Genomic DNA, 21,059 nt, shown 5'->3' on the forward strand with positions numbered 1-21,059 from the left:
ATGAGTGACGATATCGCTCGCCTGGCAGATGGCACCTTGAGCTTCCTGCCAGAGCGTTTGAACCGCGATCCTGCCGTACTGCGTGGGCTCACCAACGACGAAATGTGGGTATCGTTGGGTGCCGGCGCAGTGATCGGCCTCGTTTTCGGCGTGCCGCTGGCGATCGTCACCGCGTCGATCGCCATGGCGCCCACGGGAATGATCGTCGGCATGGCGATCATCCTCTTGGTCAGCGGCACCCTGCTGCGCCGCGCCAAGCGTGCACGCCCTGAGACTTGGCTGTACCGCAACCTGCAATGGCAGTTGGCAATTCGTTGGCACATCGGCCAGGAGGCACTGGTAATCCATTCCGGCCCTTGGACGGTTCGCCGTACGCGCCGCCTGCGAGGACCCAGACCATGAGCCGATTCCGCAACAAAGTGGATGCCCAGCAGGCCCATATCATCAGTCTACGCATGGGGGTGATTGCGCTGACCCTCGTGTGCGCCGGCCTGTGGTATGGCTGGCAGTCTGCGCCGACCTCGCTGACGGTGCATGTGCCGCCGGACCTGCGCTCAGGCAGCACGCGCAAATGGTGGGACGTCCCTCCCGAGAACATCTATTCGTTTGCGCTGTACATCTTCGGCCAGCTCAACCGTTGGCCCACGGATGGCGAAGCTGATTATCAACGCGCCATCTATGCCTTGCAGTCCTACCTGACACCTTCGTGCAGAACGTTCCTGGAAGGCGACTTCGAGTTTCGCAAGGCCGCCGGCGAACTGCGCGATCGAGTGCGGGGGGTTTATGAAGTGCTTGGCCGCGGGTACAGCGACGACCCCGAGTTGCGGGTCGCCCAACTCGACGCAGATTCCTGGTTGGTGAAACTGGATCTGAACGCCGACGAGTATTACGCCGCGGAACCGGTAAAGCGCGTTGTGGTGCGTTATCCATTGCGGGTCATCCGCTTTGACATCGATCCGGAGCGGAACAAGTGGGGCCTGGCACTCGACTGTTACCAAGGCACACCACAGAAGCTGATATTGCCGGGAGGTGATTCATGAACCCACATTCGTGGCGCGCTCTGCTAGCGCTGTGCCTGGGGATCAGCACTGGCGCCCAGGCCGTCGAGGTCAAACAATGGGACCGCCTGCCGATCGCCGTACCCCTCATCGTCGGACAGGAACGCATTATTTTTGTCGACCAGGACGTCCGGGTAGGCCTGCCGGGGGGCATTGCCGGCAAGCTGCGAGTGCAGTCGATCGGAGGCACGGTGTATCTGCTGCCGTCTGACTCGATCGGGCCAACGCGGCTCCAACTGCAATCGATCAGCACCGGCGAAATCATTTTGCTGGATGTGGACGCTCAACCCGGCGAGCGCGCTTTGGAACCCATTCAAATCGCGACCACATCTTCGGCCACTGAAGCCGATGGAACAGGTAGATCCGAACGTCCACCGCAGCGTACGCCCGTTCCCGTCGCCCTGACCCGTTACGCCGCCCAAAACTTGTATGCGCCCTTGCGCACAGTCGAACCGCTTCCCGGCGTTCGACGTATGACGTTGAAGGTCCCCACCGATTTGCGCCATTTGCTTCCCACCCAACACGTTGCGATCACCCCGCTGTCCGCCTGGCGACTCGATGACTTCTGGGTAACCGCCGTGAAGATCAAGAATCTAAGCCTTCAGGTTATCGAGCTGGATCCGCGCGAACTGCAAGCTGAATTGTTCGGTGCTGCTTTCCAACACTCGACACTGGGTCGATCCGGGACCGCCGAAGACACCACCGTCGCCTATCTGGTTACGCGCGGCAGTGGCCTGGATCAAGCCGTTCTGCTGCCACCGACCCCGCCTGCAGGTGACGACCATGAAGGCTAACGCACTGCTGAAGTGGCTCGTACCAGGCGCCCTGGTGGCCGTGGTGCTGATTATTCTCCGCTCCTGGGTCAGCGATGCCCCAACCTCCAGCTCTACCGTCTCAGCGGAAGCGGAGCCGGTGCAACTGACCGCTGACCAAGCGAAGTCCCTGGGCATCGCCGGTGACACCCCCCGCGACACGGTCGCAACGCTGGTGGGACAGGTCAAAGCGATGCGCACCGAGATGCTGTCACTGAAGAAAAGCAACGACTCCCTGCAATCGGAGAACAATCGTCTGCGCACACGCGAAGGCAGCATCGATACCCGTATTCAATCAGCACTCGGCAGCGTGACACAGCAGGTCAGCGAGGAGCGCAAGCAAGCCGATGCGGCACGCCAGAAAGCCGAGCAGGACAACCGCGAGGCCAAGTCTTTGTTATCCCAGTTGAAGGATCAACTCTCCGGATTGGGGGGAAAGAACGATGATCTGCCTGTGGGATTTGGCCTCGAGCCCGGCGATGGGGACCGATTCAAGTCAGCGGCCAGCGAGAATGATGCCATGCGCTGGGTCGAACCCTCGGACAGAGCCGCTTCCGCCAAGCCCAGCGAGGGCTCGATTGCGCTGTCCAACCTTCCCTCGCAGTTCAAGCTCGACGGGTTGAAAGACAACGCCATCAATCGTGGCCAAAAACAACTCCGCGCCAGCTCGAAGGGCGAGCGCGACCTGGACGGCAAGACCGACCGCACCGAGGACGCCCGCCCCGTCTACACCATTCCCGAAAACTCGACCCTCATGGGATCGGTAGCGATGACCGCACTGATCGGCCGGGTGCCAGTGGACGGTACCGTCAACGACCCTTACCCCTTCAAGGTGCTGGTCGGGCCGGAGAACCTCACCGCTAATGGCATCGATTTGCCCGACGTGGCAGGAGCGGTCATGAGCGGGACCGCTTCTGGTGATTGGACGCTTTCATGCGTACGCGGACAGGTCGAGTCGATTACTTTCGTTTTCCAAGACGGCACGGTGCGCACCGTCCCGCAGCCGCAAGCAGTGGTCAACCGTAACACGGCCGCAACACAGTCCAGCAACACCGAAAAAATTCGCGGCGGCCTGGGCTTTCTTTCGGATCCTTATGGCGTCCCCTGCATCGCCGGCGAGCGCCGCTCCAACGCGCAGCAATATCTGGGCAGCCAGAGCCTGATCACCGCCGCCGGCGCCGGACTGGCCTCGGTGCTAAGCAATGAGCAGAACAGCACCAACGTGATCAGTTCAGGCAGCACGGCGCTGGGCATGTCTCAGAGCAACGGCAACAGCGCTTTGAACTCGGTGCTCAGCGGTGGCATCAGCGATATTCGCGAGTGGGTCAACAAGCTCTATGGCGAAGCCTTTGCCGCGGTTTATGTGCCGCCGTCGGCCAAGGTGGCGCTGCACCTGGACCATGAGATCGCAATCGACTACGAGCCCAAGGGCCGGAGGGTGAACCATGCAAGCACATCGGTTTCGTCACTGGATCTCGACTAGCCTGCTGCTGGTATTTTTGGCTGGATGCTCTACCGACAAGGAAGCCATGCTGCCCCACGGAGAGCAGACCATGATGGATATCTGGAACAGTGCTGGATCTATCGGCACCCAGCAGCAGTTGTTCGATGCACGCAGCGCGCTAAGACGCCCGCTGGTGGATCCTTCCTCAAATGCCGGTGAGCAGGCCAGTTACACCCGCACGGCTAAAACCGAGATTTACAATCTATTCCCTCGGCTGCCCAATCCGGACCTCGTGCTCTATGTCTATCCGCACCTGAGCGGCTCCGAGCAGGCGCCGGTGCCGGGGTACTCGACAGTGTTTCCGCTCTATCGCACGGTGCAGTATGCGCAGCCCGGCGAACGCGTGGATGACCTGTGATGGCGGAGGATCAAGCAGACCCTCGGCCCTTCTGGAAGCCCTGGCGCGATGACCGGCGTCGCCGCGCCACCCAGGGCGACGAGTCAAAGTTCTATGAGCATAATCCCAGCTTCACGGACCACCTTCCTTGGGTGGAATACCTCGAAGAAGGCCAATGCTTTTTGCTCGACGACAACCGTTCCGTCGGTGCCGCATTCGAGCTGACGCCCATTGGCACAGAGGGGCGAGAACCAGAATGGCTAATGACCGCGCGTGATGCTCTTGAAGATGCGCTGCAGGACAGCTTTGAGGAGCTGGATCGTGCGCCTTGGGTGGTGCAGTTCTTTTGCCAGGACGAAAGCGACTTCTCGCCGTACCTGCAAAGGCTGTCGGATTACATCCAGCCGAGCGCCCGCGGAACGGCCTTCACCGAAGCCTACCTTGAACTGACCCGGCAACATCTCAAAGCCATTGCCAAACCCGGAGGACTGTTCGAGGACACGGTTGTCTCGCACCTGCCATGGCGAGGCAGCAATCGTCGCGTTCGCTTGGTGATCTACCGCCGCGTGCAGAGCTCAGACGATGACGTAGGGTCGCCTGTCGCATCTCTGGAGCGCGCCTGCGAGCACATATCGGCATCACTGCAGGCCTGCGGTGTTGCACCACGGCGTGTGGACGGTAAAGCTTTCTACGCCTGGCTTCTGCCTTGGTTCAATCCCGCACCAACGCTGACCGATGAGGCGCCCGCTGACTTCTACGCCCGTGTCCCCTATCCCGAGACGTCTGACGGCGAATCCTTGGAATTACCCTTCGATCATGACTTCACTGAGCGACTGTTCCACAACGAACCTCGGTCTGATGTGGATCACGGACGATGGTACTTCGACAATCAGCCCCACCGGGTCATAGTGGTGGACAAACTTCGCAAGCCGCCACACATCGGCCAGGTCACCGGCGAAACCCGCAAAGGTGAGGCCTTGAACGCGCTCTTCGACCAATTGCCCGACGACACCATCATGAGTTTGACCATGGTGGTGACTCCGCAGGACGTGCTCGAGGAACAACTCAATCGCCTGTCCCACAAGGCGATTGGCGAGAACCTCGCCTCCACTCAAACGCGACAGGACGTTGAGCAAGCGCGTGCGATCATCGGCCGGCAGCACAAACTCTACCGGGGAACGCTGGCGCTCTACCTTCGAGGTAAAGACGATCGCGAACTGCATCAGCGATCGATTCAGGCGGCTAACGTCTTACTGGCGGCGGGGCTTCAACCTGTGCGCGAAGGTGACGAGGTGGCCGCCTGTAACAGCTATCTGCGCTGGCTGCCCATGAGCTATAACCCGATCCTGGACAAACGCAATTGGTATACCCGGCTGATGTTTGCCCAGCACCTGGCCAATCTGTTGCCCCTGTGGGGCCGTAGCATCGGTACCGGCAACCCAGGGATCACTTTCTTTAACCGCGGCGGCGCGCCACTGACCGTCGACCCGTTGTCACGCCACGACCGTGCCATGAACGCTCATCTGCTGTTGTTCGGCCCGACGGGCTCAGGCAAGTCGGCCACCCTCGTTTCGCTTCTGATGCAGGTCATGGCGATTTACCGCCCGCGGCTGTTTATCGTTGAGGCGGGAAATTCCTTTGGGCTGCAGGGTGATTACTTTGCGACACTCGGCCTGTCGGTCAACAAGATCCAGCTCAAGCCCGGTACCGGCGTCAGCCTAGCGCCGTTCGCTGATGCGCGGCGCCTGGTCGAGGAACCGCACAAGGTGGCCTCTCTGGCAGTTGAGGATCTGGATGAAGCTGAAGATGACAGCGATGAACAACGCGATGTCCTGGGCGAACTGGAGATCACCGCGAGGCTAATGATCACGGGCGGTGAAGCCAAAGAGGATGCTCGGCTCACCCGCGCCGATCGTAGTCTTATCCGTGAATGCATTCTGGATGCAGCGAGGGCTTGCCAGGTGACCCGGACACCTGTCAGAACGCGGCATATCCGTGATGCACTGCAACACGTTGCCGGCAACACGCTCTTGCCTGACAAACGCCGTGACCGAGCTCAGGAGATGGCTGAATCCATCGATCTGTTCTGTCAGGGATTCGAAGGTGAGCTGTTTGACCGCGAAGGCACACCGTGGCCCGAGAGCGATGTGACCATCGTCGACCTCGCGACCTATGCCCGAGAGGGATACGAGGCACAAATGTCGATCAGCTACATCAGCCTGATGAACACGGTGAACAATCTTGCCGAGCGTGACCAATATCTTGGCCGCCCGATCATCATGGTGACTGACGAGGGGCACATCATTACCAAGAATCCCCTCCTCGCTCCATTCGTGGTGAAGGGGACCAAAATGTGGCGCAAGCTCGGGGCATGGTTTTGGCTCGCGACACAGAATTTGGTGGACTTTCCGAATGCTGCACAGACCATGCTCAACATGATCGAATGGTGGGTATGCCTAAACATGCCGCCGGCTGAAATTGAGGAGATTGCGCGGTTCAAGAAGCTTACTCCCGCACAGAAAGCGCTCTTGCTAACCGCCAGTAAAGCGTCCGGCAAGTACACCGAAGGCGTCATCCTATCGAAGAAAGTCGAGACTCTATTTCGTGCAGTCACACCGAGCTTGTACCTGGCGTTAGCTATGACGGAGCCGGAGGAAAAGGCGCAGCGTTGGCAGGAAATGCAGGCGATGCACTGCTCCGAACTGAGCGCGGCCATCCGCATCGCGGGGAAAATCGATACAGCCCGGGGTATCTATTAGCGGCCGGATTAGTTCTGGCAAAAAATCGAGGGCGCTTCGTCGAGGATTGCGATAGGTGGCTATCGGTTGTGGATTCAACCGTTGAGCTGGCGCCGATGCGATACTGATGACGCCAGCAACTAGCTGACCAGTCCCTTGGAAAAATGCTCTACCGCGAAGTCTACAAAGGCACGTACTTTAGGCGCCATTTGCCTGCTGCTAGGCCATACAACATGAAAATTGCTACCGCCTACCAGGCTAGAGTCGAGCACCGTTTCTAACCGACCATCTGCCACGCCTTGCTTGACCGCAAAATCTGGAACGCACGTGATCCCGCGGCCGTTCTCTGCGAGGTAGATCAAAGCCTCGACATTGCTACAAACCATCGTCACAGGAAGAGCGGTACCGGACTGGCGTGCGGGTGATGCCTTAAAGGGCCATTGGTAGAGCTTGCCCGAGTTTTGCCAGCGGTAATGGAGGCAGGAGTGGTTCAGCAGATCCGCTGGTGTTTTCGGTATGCCGCGCTTCTCCAGATAGCCTGGGGAAGCGACCAGGCATGATCGGTATGGTCCGAGCGGCCGTGACATCAGTCGTGAATCCTGAAGATCACTTCCACGGATGACGACATCGAACCCTTCGTCGATAACGTCCACCAGACGATCCGTGAAATCGAGGTCCAGCTCGATTTCGGGATAACGTTCCATGAAACCGGAAATGACTGGAAGCGGCAATCCAGCTACCAGCGCCAAGCCAACGCGCAACCGGCCGCGAGGCGATGAAGTCATGGCGGATAGGTCATCCTCAGCGGCTTGAATTTCACTGAGGATACGCCTGCATCTTTCCAGAAAAACTTCACCCTCGGAAGTCAGCCGGACGGTCCGCGTACTCCGTTGAAACAGCCGGACGCCTACCCGCTCCTCAAGTCTGGAAATGCTTTTGCTGACGGCTGAGGCCGAGATCCCGACCTTCCGGCCTGTGGCGACAAAGCTCTGGCTCTGTGCCGTCTCGACGAATATCTCCAAGCCACTCAACGTTTCCAAAACTACCTCCGCATTAATGACGGTTCTGTCATCAGTGTTATGCACGTTACCTGCCTTAATCGAATGTGGTCAACGGCATACCATGGTCGACATAACGAGACAGCTGCTCTTTTCAACAGGCACACACTCAATACGGTTTTACGATTGTGGTTAACCACAACGTCATAGCGGGTTGGGCGTCTTTCCCAAAAGTCGCTCGCTGGAGTGACGCAATGGAGATCAAATGAATCCTTCGCAGTCTGCCGAAAAAGTATGGTTCATCACCGGGGCATCCCGTGGTTTTGGACGTGTGTGGGCCATCGCAGCACTGGAGCGCGGAGATAAAGTTGCTGTCAGCGCACGCGATATATCATCCCTCCAACCCCTGGTAGCAAAGTACGCAGGCGCCGTATTGCCTCTGCGCCTTGACGTCACCGACCGCGAGGCTGTGTTGCAAGCTGTGACAACGGTCAACGAGCACTTCGGCCGCATAGACATTGTGCTGAGCAATGCTGGCTATGGTCACCAAGGCGCGGTAGAGGAGATATCCGAAGCCGAGGCCAGAGCTCAGATGGATACCAACTTCTTCGGAACGATGTGGCTGGCTCAGGCGTCGATGCAGATCTTCCGTGCCCAAGGCTTTGGCCATCTGCTCGCGGTATCGAGTGTGTTGGGCGTGTTCTCAGCACCCACTTTCGGAGTCTACAGCGCATCCAAGTTCGCTGTTGAAGGCCTGTTTGAGGCTCTGTCACAGGAAGCAGGTTTTTTCGGTGCCAGCGTCACGCTCATCGAACCGCCGGGCTATGCCACAGATTTCAACAACGCGTCATCTGCCAAATATTCAGACGCTATCGCAGCCTATCAGCCTGTACGGGATGCCTTGAGCCAAGCGTTCGAGGGCTACGCGTTTGGTGATCCGGAAGCAACCGCAAATGCGCTTCTTAAAGTCGTGGATAGCTCCCAGCCACCGCTTCGAATCGCGTTGGGCGCTGGAGCCGTCGAGCAGCTGACGGGCGCCTATCAAAGCCGGCTCGCCACTTGGAACGACTGGCGTGAAGTGTCAGCGGCGGCCCAAGGCTGGTAAGGGAAATTTCAAAGCACGGAGGGAGGATCATATGCCGCCGCTGCTTAGGCCATTACCGACGAACTTCATCCCGATGGGTAGTGGCCTTTTTTCATTTATTCGTTTGTTCACATCGCCTGAACGGGCGGCTTTTCTTGAAATCGACGATCTCGCATAGGATCGCAACAGCCGAGAGCATTTATGAACACTGCTAACCGCTTGACTATCATTGCTGAATCCCAAGCCTACTGGCGCGTCATCTTCAACAATCCGCCGCTCGCCTTATTCGATCCGACGACATTTGCTGAGTTGAACGTGCTGATGGACAACATCGAGAAGGACGAGCACCTCAAGGTCGTTGTGTTTGAGAGTGCCGATCCAGATTTCTTCATGAATCACCACGATGTCGAAAATCGGCTGACCATTCCCGATCAACCGGGTGCAATGCCATTTTTTGGTAACTGGCCTAAGTGGGTCACACGCCTTGCGCAGTCGTTCGTAATCAGCATCGCCAAAGTGCGTGGCCGGGCACGTGCTCAGGGCTTCGAATTTGCATTGACCTGCGACATGCGCTTCGCGTCCAAGGAGCACGCAAAATTCGCGTTGATCGAAGTGGGCGGTTCGTCGATTCCAGGCGGTGGCGGCGTCGAATGGCTCAGCGCACTGGTCGGACGTTCACGCGCATTGGAAATCGTTTGCAGTGCTGACGATTTCGACGCTGACATCGGTGAGCGCTATGGCTTTGTGAACCGCGCCCTCCCAGACGTAGAGCTTGATGCTTTCGTCGATGCGCTCGCGCACCGCATGGGACGCTTCGAGAAGCGCGCTCTGGAGACCGGCAAGAAAATGGTAAATGCGCGTGCAGGCGTTCCCTCTGAGGGCGATCTATGGATGTCGAACCATATCCTGCGGGGTGTAGACCTGTGGCCTGAAGCTCAAAGCGCGTTCACAAAAATGCTCGACGCGGGGCTAGGGAAAGTCGGTGAGTTTGAGCTGAACTTTGCCGAACGGCTTGGCGATTTGCCTGCTGCTTGATTGCTCTTGTAATTGACCCGCAACCCACCGTGAGCAGCAGTCAAAACCGACCTGCGGCGCTCGAATCCATCGAGGACTCACCATGACCGCTTACGTTGTCTACGTCAGAGATCGGATCACCGATCCAGAAGAATTCAAAAAATATGAGGAAAGCGCGGGAGCCGCATCGGCAGGCCATCCAGTCACGCCACTGGCTTTCTACGGAGCTGTTGAAACACTTGAAGGCTCGCCAGTAGATGGTGCCGTTATCCTCCAGTTTCCAACCCTCGCGCAGGCCAAGGCTGCCTACGATAGCCCTCTGTACCAAGCGGCGCTTAAGCATCGATTGAAGGGTGCTGAATACCGCGTGTTCATCGTGGAAGGGCTGCCGGGGTTGATCGCTTCGGCCACATGAGCGCAAGCGTATCCTCGGTCAACCTCGGACGAGTTTGAAGACCGGCAGAATACGAGCAGCAAGCTGGGGCCAGGCTCAAGCCAATTTTCGTATACGTTCAGAGAACTCGCTCACTTGAGCGGAAGATAGGCACCGAAGCGTCGCAAAGTGTTCTAGGTGGTTAATAAGCGCTTCCGCACTTCCTATTTGCCCCGCCGCCATCCTGCGACACGTTTTCTCAAGGATGAGACGGGCCAATTCAGGGTTATCGACTTTTGACGCATCAAAAGCGAGCGCCACGGCCGAGGCTAAATCTCCAAGGTCCGGATTCACCCGCTGCAATGCGCGCAAGGCGTTCAACTGTCGTGCAGTGATAGGTAACGACACAGGATCTCCTAGATAACCAGTGCGCTAAATGCCGTATGACCGATAATGTTACGTGAGGAGCCGAGCATTGTGAAGACCGGCGCCCGAGGAGCCCAGTTCCCTGTGCGCGAAGTCTTACAGTGCCGATCTTCGCTATCAACGATCCGACTCGGTAGCTCTCACCGGACAGTACCATCAGCTAGGTTTCTCCTGGCGCACTCGCTGGCCAAGCGCCATCAAACGGCAAACTGCAAACTGCATCAACATTCGTCATTCGATGGAGGGCGAGTACTATGCGTGGGAGTTCGAGAAGGGTGATCGACCATGCTGATGTACATCAACGGGCTCGAGGAAATTCAACACGGACGTATCAGTGTTGATGGTGTTCACGCTCACTCCAAGCAGACGGACCTGAACAAGCTGCGGCAGAAAATCGGCATCGTTTTTCAGCAGTGGAATGCATTCCCGCATTTGACCGTCTGGAAAATGTCACGCTCGCTCCGCGCAACGTATTGGGAAAGTCTAAGCACGACGCGGAAGCTATTGCCGTCGAGCGGCTCAAGCACGTTGGTCTGGGTGAGAAAATAACAGCCTTTCCATCACGACTGTCGGGAGGCCAGCAACAGCGGATGGCGATTGCTCGGGCACTGGCCATGTCGCCTGACTACATGTTGTTTGACGAGGTGGAGTAACGCTCGCTCAGTAATTCTGTGCAGCGACATCCAACGAGCATCTCTCCCCGGTTAATCGGGGTCCGCGTCTTCAATTTAAATCCTTCTCCGTGCCCCACCTCCGAGGATGCTGACGCCTTTCAACACCCGCTGTTGAGGATGTCAGCCAATGCACGCAACACCTTCTCTCAAGACAAAATTCCGAAGCCACTGCGCACTCCGCCAAGCCGGTGCGTTACTACTGCTTGGTATCAGCACCAAAGCTTTAGCACTTACTACTGCAGGCATCACATCATCTGTTACGTCCCTGCAATGCTTGGAGTACCGCGTCGTCGGAATCTGCTTCTGGTTGTTTTGCACCAGCTTTGGCTGCGAAGTCCGCACGTCCACCAAAGTGAGACACTTCATTCCCGAGCTGGTGGTGTCGAGCTATGCCGATACCGGCGGCAACCCTTGGGCCGAGCTCTCGCCGCTGTCGAGCCCGATAGCCGGCTCCGAGGGCGGCGGAAACCTGATAACACCCAATCCATTACGCGACAATCTCCCCCGTTTTAAAAATGTCGACGGCATCGGTCATCCCGGCGGCGCAGCAGCGACTCAACTGGCATCCCAGTCCGGTTACGCCTGCCCAAGCGGCGCGACCGCCTTCATGCCCTATTACCTCAGCACGCTGGATCCATTGGGCTGGCGCTACGGCATCCCGGAGTCGGTGTACCCCGAGTCGTTGCTCCCTGGCATGCGCGAAATCGGCAGCCAGGCAAACGGTGAGATGTGGGGCAATGTCTATCCCCGCCAAGGCTTCCTGGTGCAACCCGACGACTTCAAGGCTGGGGCGGTCATGGCCCAGCGCGCTGGCGACTTAATCACCCGAAGCGGTCAGCCGCATGTTTACCTGCCACTCACGCCAGCCGCTCGTGACGGATATTGGCCTCCCGGGCCGATCCAAGAAAACGACATCACCACGCACAAGTGGCAGTTGCTGTACCCGCAATTGCAAATGACCTGCGCAGTCTTCCCAAGCGAAGCCCTACAGAGCGAAGACGGTGGCTACGCCTGGTCGTTGTGGCGTCCATACAGCTGCTGCAAGCGCGAGGGACAGACCTTCCTGTTCAGTATCGACTTCGAAGGAGGCGACTCATGAACCTTTGCTTGATCGCTCAGAGGCTATTTTTCTCGACTGTGCTTGGGTGTGCCGGCATTGGCGTCGAGCGTTCCGCGCATGCGGCTGAGGGTGACTATCGACTGGGGAATCAGGGTGAAATCATTGACGACCGCGTGATGTACACGGTCGGTGGCGGCTCGGCAGCTGGCGCACCGACCTCGCTGTTTCGCCCGAGTGGTCTCGGGGTGGGTGTCTCGTGGCGGGCCAACATGATGTGCGGCAACATGAACCTGTCGAACACCTTGCAGAACCAACTCAACGGCGCCACCGAGGGGTTCCAGCAGATCATGGGCAGCGTTGTCCAAAACGCCACCCAGGCGGTCATGTCGCTGCCAGCGCTGATCATTCAGCGCGCCAATCCAGGGCTCTATGAGTTGCTCAGCAACGGCGTCATGCAGGGACGAATCGACTTTGACCGCTCGAAACTCACCTGTCAGGCCATGGCCGAAAAGATGGCCGACAAGGTCGATCAGGCGGGCTGGGGCGCGTTAGCCAAGAATCAGGAAATGCAGAGCAACCTGGAGCAGAGCGGCGGCGACGCCGTCACGGCGGTACGCAACACCGAGACCCGCAATGGCAACAATGGAGTGAGCTGGGTCGGTGGACAGCGCGCCGGAGGCAATGCCCAAGGCGCGATCCACGTCACCGCCGACGTGGTCAGGGCAGGCTACAACCTGCTGCACAACCGATCGGTCGAGGATACCTCGAGCATGGGCAATTGCCAGGGCGGGGCCATCTGCCAAACCTGGTCATCCCCAGAACAAGCGTCAGAATGGGCGACGCGCGTGCTGGGCGAAACGGAAGTGGCCACCTGCGATGACTGCGAAACCTTGCGCAGCACGGCGGGTGCTGGTCTTTCTCCTCTGATTCAGGAGACCTACGAACAGCATCTGGAAGGCCTCCAACAACTGCTCACCCAAAACGCCGACCCATCTCCTGAAAATCTCGCGAAAGTGTCCAGTCCGATGTTGCCGGTGTCCCGCGGCGTCATCGAAGGATTGCGTGACGATCCTGACCAGGATGTATTGGCGCGCCGGCTGGCCAGTGAGACGGCGCTCTCGAAGGTGATCTACGAAGCTCTCCTGCTCCAACGCACATTGGCCGCGGGCAGCCGCGAGCCTAACGTCGCTTCGGCCGCACCCGCCCAATCCTCGCTGCAGAGAAACATCTCCGCACTGGATCGTGAAGTGCAGATGCTGCAGACAGAGCTGCAGGTCAGACAGTCGTTGGCCACCAACACCGCAAGCTTGGTGCTCGATCGGCATGCCGGAGGGGCCGACGGCTCTCGAACCGTTGAGCAGCGTGATCCAGAACCAGGCCGCCTGGAACAAGCAGATAAAACCCGTGGGAGGCCGTGATGCGATCACCGCTTCGATCGCTGCTGCTCGCCGTGCTCATCACCATTGGAGCCTCCGTTAGCGCCATCCTCATTGCATGGATCGTATTGAGCACCGTTGGCGATGCCATCCGCTGGAGCGAGTTCTCCAGGCGTTTCGAGATCGGACTGACTATCGGCCGAGCACTGCTTTACAGCGCCCTATTCACGGGCTGGTGGGCGAACCGGAAGCGACAACAACACCCTGCCCGGCGCCGATTGCTCGATCGCACCGGCCTAGCGGGTTTCGCCAGCATCCTGCTCGTTGAGCTCAATCGTATCCAAGGGTGACGCCATGACCATGAGTACCAACAGCTATCTCGAGTTCTACCTGTCGTTACTGGCCTGGATCATCAACAACGGGATCTGGAACACGCTGGTCGATACGGGTCTCTACGCGGCCCCCTTTGCCGCCATCATCCTTCAGGAATGGCTCTCGGCACGGCAGCAAGGCGCTGACGAAGGCAACAAGGGCCTGCTTTCAATCCCGCGGATAGAGAATCGATTGTGGCTTGCCTATGTCACGCTGATGTTTGGCTGCATGCCGATACTGCCGATCAATCTGGCATCGATGACACTGGATGCGTCGAACAGCCAGCGTTGCGGTGTATCGCTGTCCACACCGGCACAAACCGCATGGGGGGCGACGTTCAATACGATCGGCGACAAATCAGCCACCGTACCGATCTGGTGGTTTCTGGTGCATACCCTGAGTAAAGGGGTGACGGCTGCGGCCACCGCATCGATTCCCTGTGCCCCCGATATTCGCCAGATGCGCATGGACATCGACGCCACGCGCATCGATGACCAAGTGTTGCTCCAGGAGGTCGCCGACTTTACCCGTGATTGCTACGGCTATTCCAGGTCGAGGATGTTTACGAACCGGCCGGATCTGGACAAGGCCCAAAGCTACGACGCTGCGTGGATTGGCTCGAGTTACCTGCTGAACACCGCGGGTTATTACGACACCGACCGGTCGAGAACGCCGCGGGTGAATTGGCCCTATGACGACGTACGGGACACTTCACTGGCTCGCCTTCCCAACGGTGCAGGCTACCCGAGGTGTCGTGAATGGTGGAGCGACCCCGAAATCGGGCTTCGCGATCGCTTGGTGAACCAGGTGGATGCGACGCTATGGACATCCCTGAAGGGATGGCTCTCGGGTAGCTCAGCGAGCGAAGTAGAGGACGCGACGCTTCGCCAGCTTGTGAGCCCGCAACAACAGTCGCTGACCATGTCACCCGGACAGGTCTATCAAAGCTATGGGGCGAGCGCACGTGGTGGTTCCGTGAACCAGGGACTTAACAATCTGGCAACCAACACTGGCTTGGCCTTGGGATCCTTCAGCAACTTCCCTGCGATGAACGCACTACGCTCGGCGCTACCGATGATTCAAGCGTTCCTGATCATGGGGACCGTCATCAGCCTGCCGTTGGTGCTTTTAATCAGCACCTTTCAGCTCAAGACCGTGATGACGGTGACGTTTGCGCTGTTCACCTTGCACATGTTGACCTTCTGGTGGGAGCTTGCAAGGTGGATCGACTCGAGCATGCTTGATGCCCTGTACAACCAGGTTTCGACGACGGATCAAGTGCTGTTATCCCTTCCAACATCCGGGGTGATGGATGGGACGGTTACTGCACAGGTGATCGAGTACGTGATGGGGGCGATGTTTATCGTTCTGCCCATGATATTTTTTGGTGCCATGAGCTGGACAGGATACAACGTCGGTGCCGGCTTGGAAGGGATGCTTAACAACGGTTCCCGTGCGGCACAAAATGAAGGAGCGAAGGGCTCGGCACAGATAACGGGGGCGGTAAAAAAGCTGAAATAACCCTATCTGAATTATTTCAGCGATCCGTAATCATCATATCGCTCTGGGTGATAGAAGCGGTGCTCTGGATGAGATACATCGTCCACCGTGGGCAAGTCAGACGGTGTAGAAGTCGGTAGCGCCGCAAGAACGAACAATCCGAGCAGCACCATCGCGGCAGATATCGCGAAGCTCGCAGCCGAGATAACGATAGTGCACTTTATGAGCGCGAAGGCATACTTTCTGCCAGGCAGAGGTATGAAGGCCAAGCTTGGCGATTCAAGTGCACGCGCTTCTAGCCTATTTGCTACGCGAATGAGCTTTGCTGCAACCTTGCCGGCGCTTTGAGCAATAGCCGGAATTGCGCGCGGAGTACTCGATTGCTGAATGGCCATGAGATCTGCCCCATCCGAATATTCGTTATGAAAATACTACTCCGGACCGCAGTCCATGTCTGACCGCTCGTCAGTCTGCATAGCGGAGGGAAACGAGATAGAGCTCTGTGGACGCTACCCCGGCTGGCACGGGGAATTAGCATTGACGCGCCGGATCATCCTGGATATCTAAGAGGTGCAATGCGCTGGCTAGCCAGCATCCCAAATAGCCAGGACCTGTAAGGCTAAGTCACCCCTGTCATGGTCCAGCCCAAGTGCGATCCGCGTTCGGTAGCTCGCACGGTCACCTTCGGGTGATGAACGCCAAATGCACCCCTGGTGGGCATTAGCTTGTCCACGACCATGCCACATAGCAACACCCACTCCATGTGAGGGATCTTCTCCCTCCATGGGACAGATGCCCTCGCGACTCTATCGAGGACATCCGTCATGTTGAAATTCAAAGGCTCCGACTTGCGCGCGGTTCTGCTCGAGGCGCGCACCCATCAATGCCGTATCGTCTTGGCCAAGGACCAAGGCGTGTACCTGCTCTCCGAGTTTGGCGAGAAAGTTGCCGACGGCCCCCGTAAGCATCTGGCGTATGCCGTAGGCTGTAACCCAGAGGTCGACGCCTTTGACGACTGGTGGAGCAGAGCACGCGCCGAACTCGGTGGTGATGATTTCGCCGAGTACTTTGACCCGCAGGACGCCGTCCTTGCCAGAGCCTGGGAAACAGGCGGCGATCTGGTCCTGGAAGCGACCGAAACACACATCACCCTGGCGGTGGAAAATACGCCATCTAAAAAACGCTAGCGTGCTTTTCAGCCCCTCTTTCGAGGGGCTTTTCTTTGATCGGAGGTCAGCACCCAATACCTAAAGCGGTGCGTGGGCATGGACCTTTTGTCGGCCAACTGCCGAAAAATTTCGCCAATGGAATCCGGTAGAACGGGAGGCCTTTTGTCTCGCCTCAATGGCGTTGACCCTCCCACGGCTTAACGTTAAATACTCGATTGCACCCTGCTGCAAACCGCAGCCAGACAGCCCGAACCTTCAAGGTTGAGTCACCCCGGTGACCGGTTCATCCCAAGTGCGATTCGCGTTCGGAAGCTCGCACGGTCACCCCGCGGTGATGAGCGCTTACTTACCCTTCGCGTCTGCTGACGGTACTGCCCATTCCGCGTCCAGGGGTCCCCTCCCCATCGCGCGTATCTGTTCATCATCCTGCGAAAGGCTTCGCGGACGAAGCTGCGCAGGGTCATTTCAGGAAGCCACACCATGCTCATGAAGACCACTCCTGCCCCCTCGGTCATCTGCTCCGCTTTGGCCTGGGAGAAAGCCGTTTTGCTTGATCCACCGCGCGAGCAAAGCGATCTGCAGGAGCAGAGGCTGAGCTCGTTGATCCGTACCGCATTGGGCCTGCATCAACTGAGGCCTGACGACTCCAGCATCGGCTTCGACGTCTTGTTACCCATGCCGGGAAACCAACCACCGCAGGCGCTCTCCCTGCTGCTGCAAGTCATCCACTCGCCGGCGCGGCACCCTGCGTTGCTGATTACCCTCGATTACGAGCATCACTGACCCACCTTCAGGCTCTGCCTGACCGACTGCACCACCCTCACCCGCTCGGGAACACTTCCCGAGCGGGAGGCGTTCCCTCTTCAATCCTGGAGAACGCCATGTCTGATATCTACCTCGACGTCACACAGAAAATCGTCACCGCGCTCGATCAAGGAGTCATTCCTTGGATCAAGCCGTGGTCACGCGCACGCCACGGGGCGCTCCAGCCCTTCCCTGTCAACGCCGTCACTGGACGCGCCTACTCAGGCATCAACATCCCCTTGCTGTGGGCTGAAGCACGCCTGAAGGGCTACACGCAGGATCGATGGCTCACTTTCAACCAGGCGCGCAAGGCCGGCGGACACATCCGCAAGGATGAACATGCGACCTTGGCCGTGCTGTACAAACCGATGAGCCGCGAGCAGCAAGACGACACCGGCCAACCGGTGCTGGATGAACAGGGCAATGCCAAACAGGTGCAATTCGCGATCCTGAAGACGCATTGCCTGTTCAACATCGAGCAGACCGAGAATGTCGAGAACCTGGATGTTGAGGCCATCGCCCCTGATGAAGGCTCGCCGTTCGTGAACCACGACCTGGCAGAGCAACTGCTGATCGACTCGGGGGCTCGGATTGATCACCGTCCTGGTGATGAGGCGTTCTATCAGCCGATCGCCGACCGCATTCAGTTGCCGACCAAACCGCAGTTCAACACTGAAGGCGATTACTACGCCACGGCGCTGCATGAGTTGACCCATTGGACGGGTCACCATTCAAGGCTCAAACGCGAAGGCATCGTCGGACAGCACCGCTTCGGCGCCACCGAATATGCCTTTGAGGAACTGGTGGCGGAAATGGGCGCAGCGTTTCTATGCGCCCTGACCGGCATCCAGGGAGAACTGCGGCATGAGGGCTATATCGCCTCATGGCTCAAACTGCTCAAGGACGACAAGCGAGCGATCTTCCGCGCCAGCGGCCATGCCCGTGATGCTGCGGACTTTCTGCTTGAACTGCAACACCGGAAACAGGAGGACCTGCCGCAAAGCGCTTGAAGGATGCGTGTCACGAAAACAACAAAACCCAGCGTTGCTGGGCTTTGTTGTTCATGCAGTTCGGAAAGAACCGCTTTACCGGATCACTCCAGCCAGCTTTCAACCGTGTCGCCGCCGAATTCCTGTTTCCAAGCTTTCAGGGTGCGGTGATTGCCGCCCTTGGTCTCGACCACTTCACCGTTGTGCGGGTTCTTGTAGCGCTTAAGCTCACGCGGTTTGCGCGACTTGACGGCCGAAGCGGTCGACGAAGCCGGGGCTGCACGGTAGTGGGGGTCCAGAATTGCGATCACCTGCTTCAGACCGACGTTGTATTCGGCGAGCAACTCCTGAAGCTTGGTCTCGAACTCGATTTAGCGCTTAAGGCCCGAATCATTTTTCATCTGGTCCAGCTGCTGCAACTGCGCCGCCAGTTGTGCTTCCAGCGCTTTGAACTCTGCCAGCTTCGACATGATGAATCCTCATACTCAATTAATTAATAACAATCTACAGATCAGGGGAAAATCCTGAGGCAACACGTTTGTGACTATTGGCGATGGCTCCGCATACGCCCCTAACGTTACTCGATATCAAGCGTCGCACACAGATGCGCGACTAGCTCACGGGGCGCTGAGCTATCCACCACCTTGTAGATGAGTTCACGTTTGCTCCGCGGCAACTTCTTCACGCAACGCTTCGCGGCTGCCCGGATCGCCTCATCGGTACCGTGAATGCGATCGGCCAGCAACAGGATCAATGTAGCATCACTCAGCGTCACAACTGCGCCTCATGTTTCTGAATAGGACGATTCTACGCCGAAAAGGAAACAGCCGCCCATAGGTGGTTCAACTTTTAAAATGACGGAACGCATACCGATATAGCACTAAAAAGGTAAGGGGCCAGCATGTTAAAGGGAATGGCAAAGAGTCAATGGATGAAGGGAACGGGGATCAAGGGTAAGAGGCCTATCCGCGAAAAGCCCAAAAGGCCCTGCCCTGCCAAAACGGTGGAGACTTGATGCGCAAGCTGTTTGAACGGAAAAAGGGCCCTATACCGTCAGAGCCTGCTCCTGGGGTACCGGTAGGCTGGACGCCGGTGCACCCTCCCACCCATTTGTTGGCTGAACCACACCGTCAACGGCTGATGGAACGCATCTGGCAGTACACCGCGTTGTCACCGGAACAGTTCGAGCAGCTCTACCGACAGCCGCTGTTACGCTATGCCGAATACGTCCAACTGCTCCCCGCCAGTGAAAGCCATCACCACGCCTATGCCGGCGGCATGCTCGATCATGGCCTGGAACTGGTGGCCACCGCACTGAAGTTGCGTCAGTCCCACCTCCTGCCTGCCACGGCCGCACCCGAGGATCAGGCCGTGCAAGCGGATGCCTGGTCGGCAGCCATCGGCTACGGGGCACTCCTGCACGACATCGGCAAAGTGGCCGTCGACTTAGAGGTGGAGTACCTCAACGGCCAGCGCTGGCATCCGTGGCATGGTCCCTTGGAACATCCCTACCGCTTTCGCTATGTCAGCGGTCGCGACTACAAACTGCACAACGCGGCCGCAGGACTGGTCTTCACTCAGATTCTCGATTGGGACATTCTGGACTGGCTCAGCGGTTACCCAGCGCTATGGAGTAGCCTGCTCTACATGCTAGCCGGTCAGTACGAACATGCCGGCACACTCGGCGAACTGGTCACCCAGGCTGACCGCATATCGACCGCTCAGAACATCGGCGGCAATCCCGCCAAAGCGCTGCTGGCGCCTGTGACGTCGCTGCAGCATCATCTGCTTAGCGCACTGCGCCATCTACTGAAGAATGAGTTGAAGCTCAACCAGGTCGGCGCTGCTGGCTGGCTCACAGCGGACGCCCTGTGGCTGGTCAGTAAGGTAGCCGCAGACAAGGTCAGAGCCTACCTGCTGGCACAGTCCATTGATGGCGTGCCTTCATCCAACATCGCACTCTTCGACGAGCTCCAGTCCCATGGACTGGTTGAGGCCAACAGCGAAGGCAAGGCAGTTTGGAGAGCGGCAGTCGTCGACGGTGATTGGCAGCAACAATTCACCTTCCTGCGACTGCAACCGTCGCTCATTTGGCGGGATGAAACCCGGCCACCGGAATTTTTAGGGGCGGTAGACCCCGTTCTTGATACTGAACCTGACCAAACTCACCCATCAGCATCAAGTGGTCCAAACTGCCCCTCCCCGCCCGCGCTAGGCCAGCCCTCGACACACAATCCGCGGAGTTCGGAGCCGCCAGGAATCTATCCACCCGAAGCGGATGACAGCGACTATCTGGGGCCATTACTGGAACTGTTTGAGATGCCAGATTCCGATCAGGGTGTCGCACCGGCCAACGCACGGAACACCACGGAGCAAAACAACGATCTTGGAAAACACTTCCTGGAGTGGTTGCGGGCCGGCCTTCGGGACCATGTGCTGATCATCAATGACAGCCAGGCCAAGGTGCATACCGTCACCGATACTTACTTCCTAGTAACACCGGGAATATTCCAACGCTACGCGATGGAGTGTCATGAGCGAGCAGCTCACCTGGATAGGACAGAAACATGGCCAAGCGTGCAAAAAGGATTTGAAAAAATGAACATCCACCGGCGTAGGCCAAACGGCGAGAACATCTGGGCCTGCCACGTGCAAGGTCCCCGTAAGCGCGGAAAACTGAACGGCTATCTAATAAAAGATCCACTAGAACTCAGCCAAGACGGGCTTACAAACAATCCATTTCTCAGTTTGATCGAAACGTAGCGATGGGT

The 21,059-nt window shown here is 58.1% G+C and carries 21 protein-coding genes and 2 pseudogenes; 18 read left to right on the forward strand and 5 right to left on the reverse strand.

Going from position 1 to position 21,059, the window contains the following annotated elements:
* From ACZRMO_RS20105 to ACZRMO_RS20130, 6 genes are read left to right on the forward strand one after another with little or no spacing between them, the layout of a single operon-like run.
* Positions 1-402: a TIGR03750 family conjugal transfer protein gene (locus ACZRMO_RS20105; RefSeq protein WP_200656398.1), complete on the forward strand. Its 402-nt coding sequence runs from the start codon at positions 1-3 to the stop codon at positions 400-402.
* A complete protein-coding gene (locus ACZRMO_RS20110) occupies positions 399-1,040 on the forward strand; it encodes a PFL_4703 family integrating conjugative element protein (RefSeq protein WP_004407564.1) in 642 nt (213 codons plus the stop codon). The genes ACZRMO_RS20105 and ACZRMO_RS20110 overlap by 4 nt, the downstream gene beginning before the upstream one ends.
* A complete protein-coding gene (locus tag ACZRMO_RS20115; protein WP_200656399.1) occupies positions 1,037-1,852 on the forward strand; it encodes a TIGR03749 family integrating conjugative element protein in 816 nt (271 codons plus the stop codon). Before ACZRMO_RS20110 ends, ACZRMO_RS20115 begins: the two co-directional genes overlap by 4 nt.
* Positions 1,842-3,353 carry a TIGR03752 family integrating conjugative element protein gene (locus ACZRMO_RS20120; protein WP_463973978.1) on the forward strand — a complete coding sequence of 504 codons (1,512 nt, stop codon included), beginning with the start codon at positions 1,842-1,844 and terminating at the stop codon, positions 3,351-3,353. Before ACZRMO_RS20115 ends, ACZRMO_RS20120 begins: the two co-directional genes overlap by 11 nt.
* The gene (locus ACZRMO_RS20125; RefSeq protein WP_200656401.1) at positions 3,316-3,732 is read left to right on the forward strand and encodes a TIGR03751 family conjugal transfer lipoprotein; all 417 of its coding nucleotides are present in this window, start codon (positions 3,316-3,318) and stop codon (positions 3,730-3,732) included. The genes ACZRMO_RS20120 and ACZRMO_RS20125 overlap by 38 nt, the downstream gene beginning before the upstream one ends.
* On the forward strand, positions 3,732-6,470 hold the full coding sequence (locus ACZRMO_RS20130; RefSeq protein WP_200656402.1) for a conjugative transfer ATPase: 2,739 nt from the start codon (positions 3,732-3,734) through the stop codon (positions 6,468-6,470). Before ACZRMO_RS20125 ends, ACZRMO_RS20130 begins: the two co-directional genes overlap by 1 nt.
* Positions 6,471-6,589: 119 nt before the next feature.
* Here ACZRMO_RS20130 and ACZRMO_RS20135 read toward each other — a convergent pair whose 3' ends face one another.
* Positions 6,590-7,489, reverse strand: a complete 900-nt coding sequence (locus ACZRMO_RS20135; RefSeq protein ID WP_200656444.1) for a LysR family transcriptional regulator — start codon at positions 7,487-7,489, stop codon at positions 6,590-6,592.
* A 223-nt stretch (positions 7,490-7,712) separates the two neighbouring features.
* Here ACZRMO_RS20135 and ACZRMO_RS20140 point away from each other — a divergent pair, with 223 nt between their 5' ends.
* The 3 genes from ACZRMO_RS20140 to ACZRMO_RS20150 all read left to right on the forward strand — a co-directional run bounded on the left by ACZRMO_RS20140 (position 7,713) and on the right by ACZRMO_RS20150 (position 9,960).
* Positions 7,713-8,552 carry an SDR family NAD(P)-dependent oxidoreductase gene (locus ACZRMO_RS20140; RefSeq protein WP_200656403.1) on the forward strand — a complete coding sequence of 280 codons (840 nt, stop codon included), beginning with the start codon at positions 7,713-7,715 and terminating at the stop codon, positions 8,550-8,552.
* A 180-nt stretch (positions 8,553-8,732) separates the two neighbouring features.
* Entirely contained in the window at positions 8,733-9,566 is an 834-nt protein-coding gene (locus tag ACZRMO_RS20145) for an enoyl-CoA hydratase/isomerase family protein (RefSeq protein ID WP_308936194.1), read from the forward strand.
* Positions 9,567-9,648: 82 nt separating this feature from the next.
* Positions 9,649-9,960 carry a DUF1330 domain-containing protein gene (locus ACZRMO_RS20150; RefSeq protein WP_200656405.1) on the forward strand — a complete coding sequence of 104 codons (312 nt, stop codon included), beginning with the start codon at positions 9,649-9,651 and terminating at the stop codon, positions 9,958-9,960.
* 75 nt (positions 9,961-10,035) lie between these two features.
* On the opposite strand, the gene ACZRMO_RS20155 is transcribed toward ACZRMO_RS20150, so the two are convergent.
* A complete protein-coding gene (locus ACZRMO_RS20155; protein ID WP_308936195.1) occupies positions 10,036-10,326 on the reverse strand; it encodes a hypothetical protein in 291 nt (96 codons plus the stop codon).
* A gap of 297 nt (positions 10,327-10,623) precedes the next feature.
* On the opposite strand from ACZRMO_RS20155, the pseudogene ACZRMO_RS20160 reads away from it, so the two are divergent.
* The 5 genes and pseudogenes from ACZRMO_RS20160 to ACZRMO_RS20180 all read left to right on the forward strand — a co-directional run.
* Positions 10,624-10,988: pseudogene (locus ACZRMO_RS20160) on the forward strand (ATP-binding cassette domain-containing protein); the annotation flags it as partial.
* Positions 10,989-11,145: 157 nt separating this feature from the next.
* Positions 11,146-12,117, forward strand: coding sequence for a TIGR03756 family integrating conjugative element protein (locus ACZRMO_RS20165; RefSeq protein ID WP_234451200.1), 972 nt, complete (start codon positions 11,146-11,148; stop codon positions 12,115-12,117).
* Positions 12,114-13,496, forward strand: coding sequence for an integrating conjugative element protein (locus tag ACZRMO_RS20170; RefSeq protein ID WP_234451201.1), 1,383 nt, complete (start codon positions 12,114-12,116; stop codon positions 13,494-13,496). The genes ACZRMO_RS20165 and ACZRMO_RS20170 overlap by 4 nt, the downstream gene beginning before the upstream one ends.
* A complete protein-coding gene (locus tag ACZRMO_RS20175; protein ID WP_200656406.1) occupies positions 13,496-13,804 on the forward strand; it encodes a hypothetical protein in 309 nt (102 codons plus the stop codon). Before ACZRMO_RS20170 ends, ACZRMO_RS20175 begins: the two co-directional genes overlap by 1 nt.
* Before the next feature lie 4 nt (positions 13,805-13,808).
* The gene (locus tag ACZRMO_RS20180) at positions 13,809-15,347 is read left to right on the forward strand and encodes a conjugal transfer protein TraG N-terminal domain-containing protein (protein WP_200656407.1); all 1,539 of its coding nucleotides are present in this window, start codon (positions 13,809-13,811) and stop codon (positions 15,345-15,347) included.
* Between the two features lie 11 nt (positions 15,348-15,358).
* Here the strand turns inward: ACZRMO_RS20180 and ACZRMO_RS20185 are convergent, their stop codons facing one another.
* Positions 15,359-15,721: a hypothetical protein gene (locus tag ACZRMO_RS20185; protein ID WP_157213086.1), complete on the reverse strand. Its 363-nt coding sequence runs from the start codon at positions 15,719-15,721 to the stop codon at positions 15,359-15,361.
* Positions 15,722-16,150: 429 nt separating this feature from the next.
* On the opposite strand from ACZRMO_RS20185, the gene ACZRMO_RS20190 reads away from it, so the two are divergent.
* From ACZRMO_RS20190 to ACZRMO_RS20200, 3 genes are all read left to right on the forward strand, one after another.
* The gene (locus tag ACZRMO_RS20190) at positions 16,151-16,513 is read left to right on the forward strand and encodes a DUF3085 domain-containing protein (RefSeq protein WP_004407534.1); all 363 of its coding nucleotides are present in this window, start codon (positions 16,151-16,153) and stop codon (positions 16,511-16,513) included.
* A 462-nt stretch (positions 16,514-16,975) separates the two neighbouring features.
* Positions 16,976-17,278, forward strand: coding sequence for a hypothetical protein (locus ACZRMO_RS20195; RefSeq protein ID WP_200656409.1), 303 nt, complete (start codon positions 16,976-16,978; stop codon positions 17,276-17,278).
* 98 nt (positions 17,279-17,376) lie between these two features.
* Positions 17,377-18,309, forward strand: coding sequence for an ArdC family protein (locus ACZRMO_RS20200; protein WP_308936196.1), 933 nt, complete (start codon positions 17,377-17,379; stop codon positions 18,307-18,309).
* 83 nt (positions 18,310-18,392) lie between these two features.
* Here ACZRMO_RS20200 and ACZRMO_RS20205 read toward each other — a convergent pair.
* Positions 18,393-18,758, reverse strand: a pseudogene (locus ACZRMO_RS20205) (histone-like nucleoid-structuring protein, MvaT/MvaU family).
* A 107-nt stretch (positions 18,759-18,865) separates the two neighbouring features.
* Positions 18,866-19,063 carry a DUF7740 domain-containing protein gene (locus tag ACZRMO_RS20210; RefSeq protein WP_008374360.1) on the reverse strand — a complete coding sequence of 66 codons (198 nt, stop codon included), beginning with the start codon at positions 19,061-19,063 and terminating at the stop codon, positions 18,866-18,868.
* 239 nt (positions 19,064-19,302) lie between these two features.
* Between ACZRMO_RS20210 and mobH the strand changes: the two genes are divergently transcribed.
* On the forward strand, positions 19,303-21,051 hold the full coding sequence (gene mobH / locus ACZRMO_RS20215) for a MobH family relaxase (protein WP_200656411.1): 1,749 nt from the start codon (positions 19,303-19,305) through the stop codon (positions 21,049-21,051).
* Positions 21,052-21,059: the final 8 nt, after the last annotated feature.

Source organism: Pseudomonas sp. B611 (genome assembly GCF_055407965.1).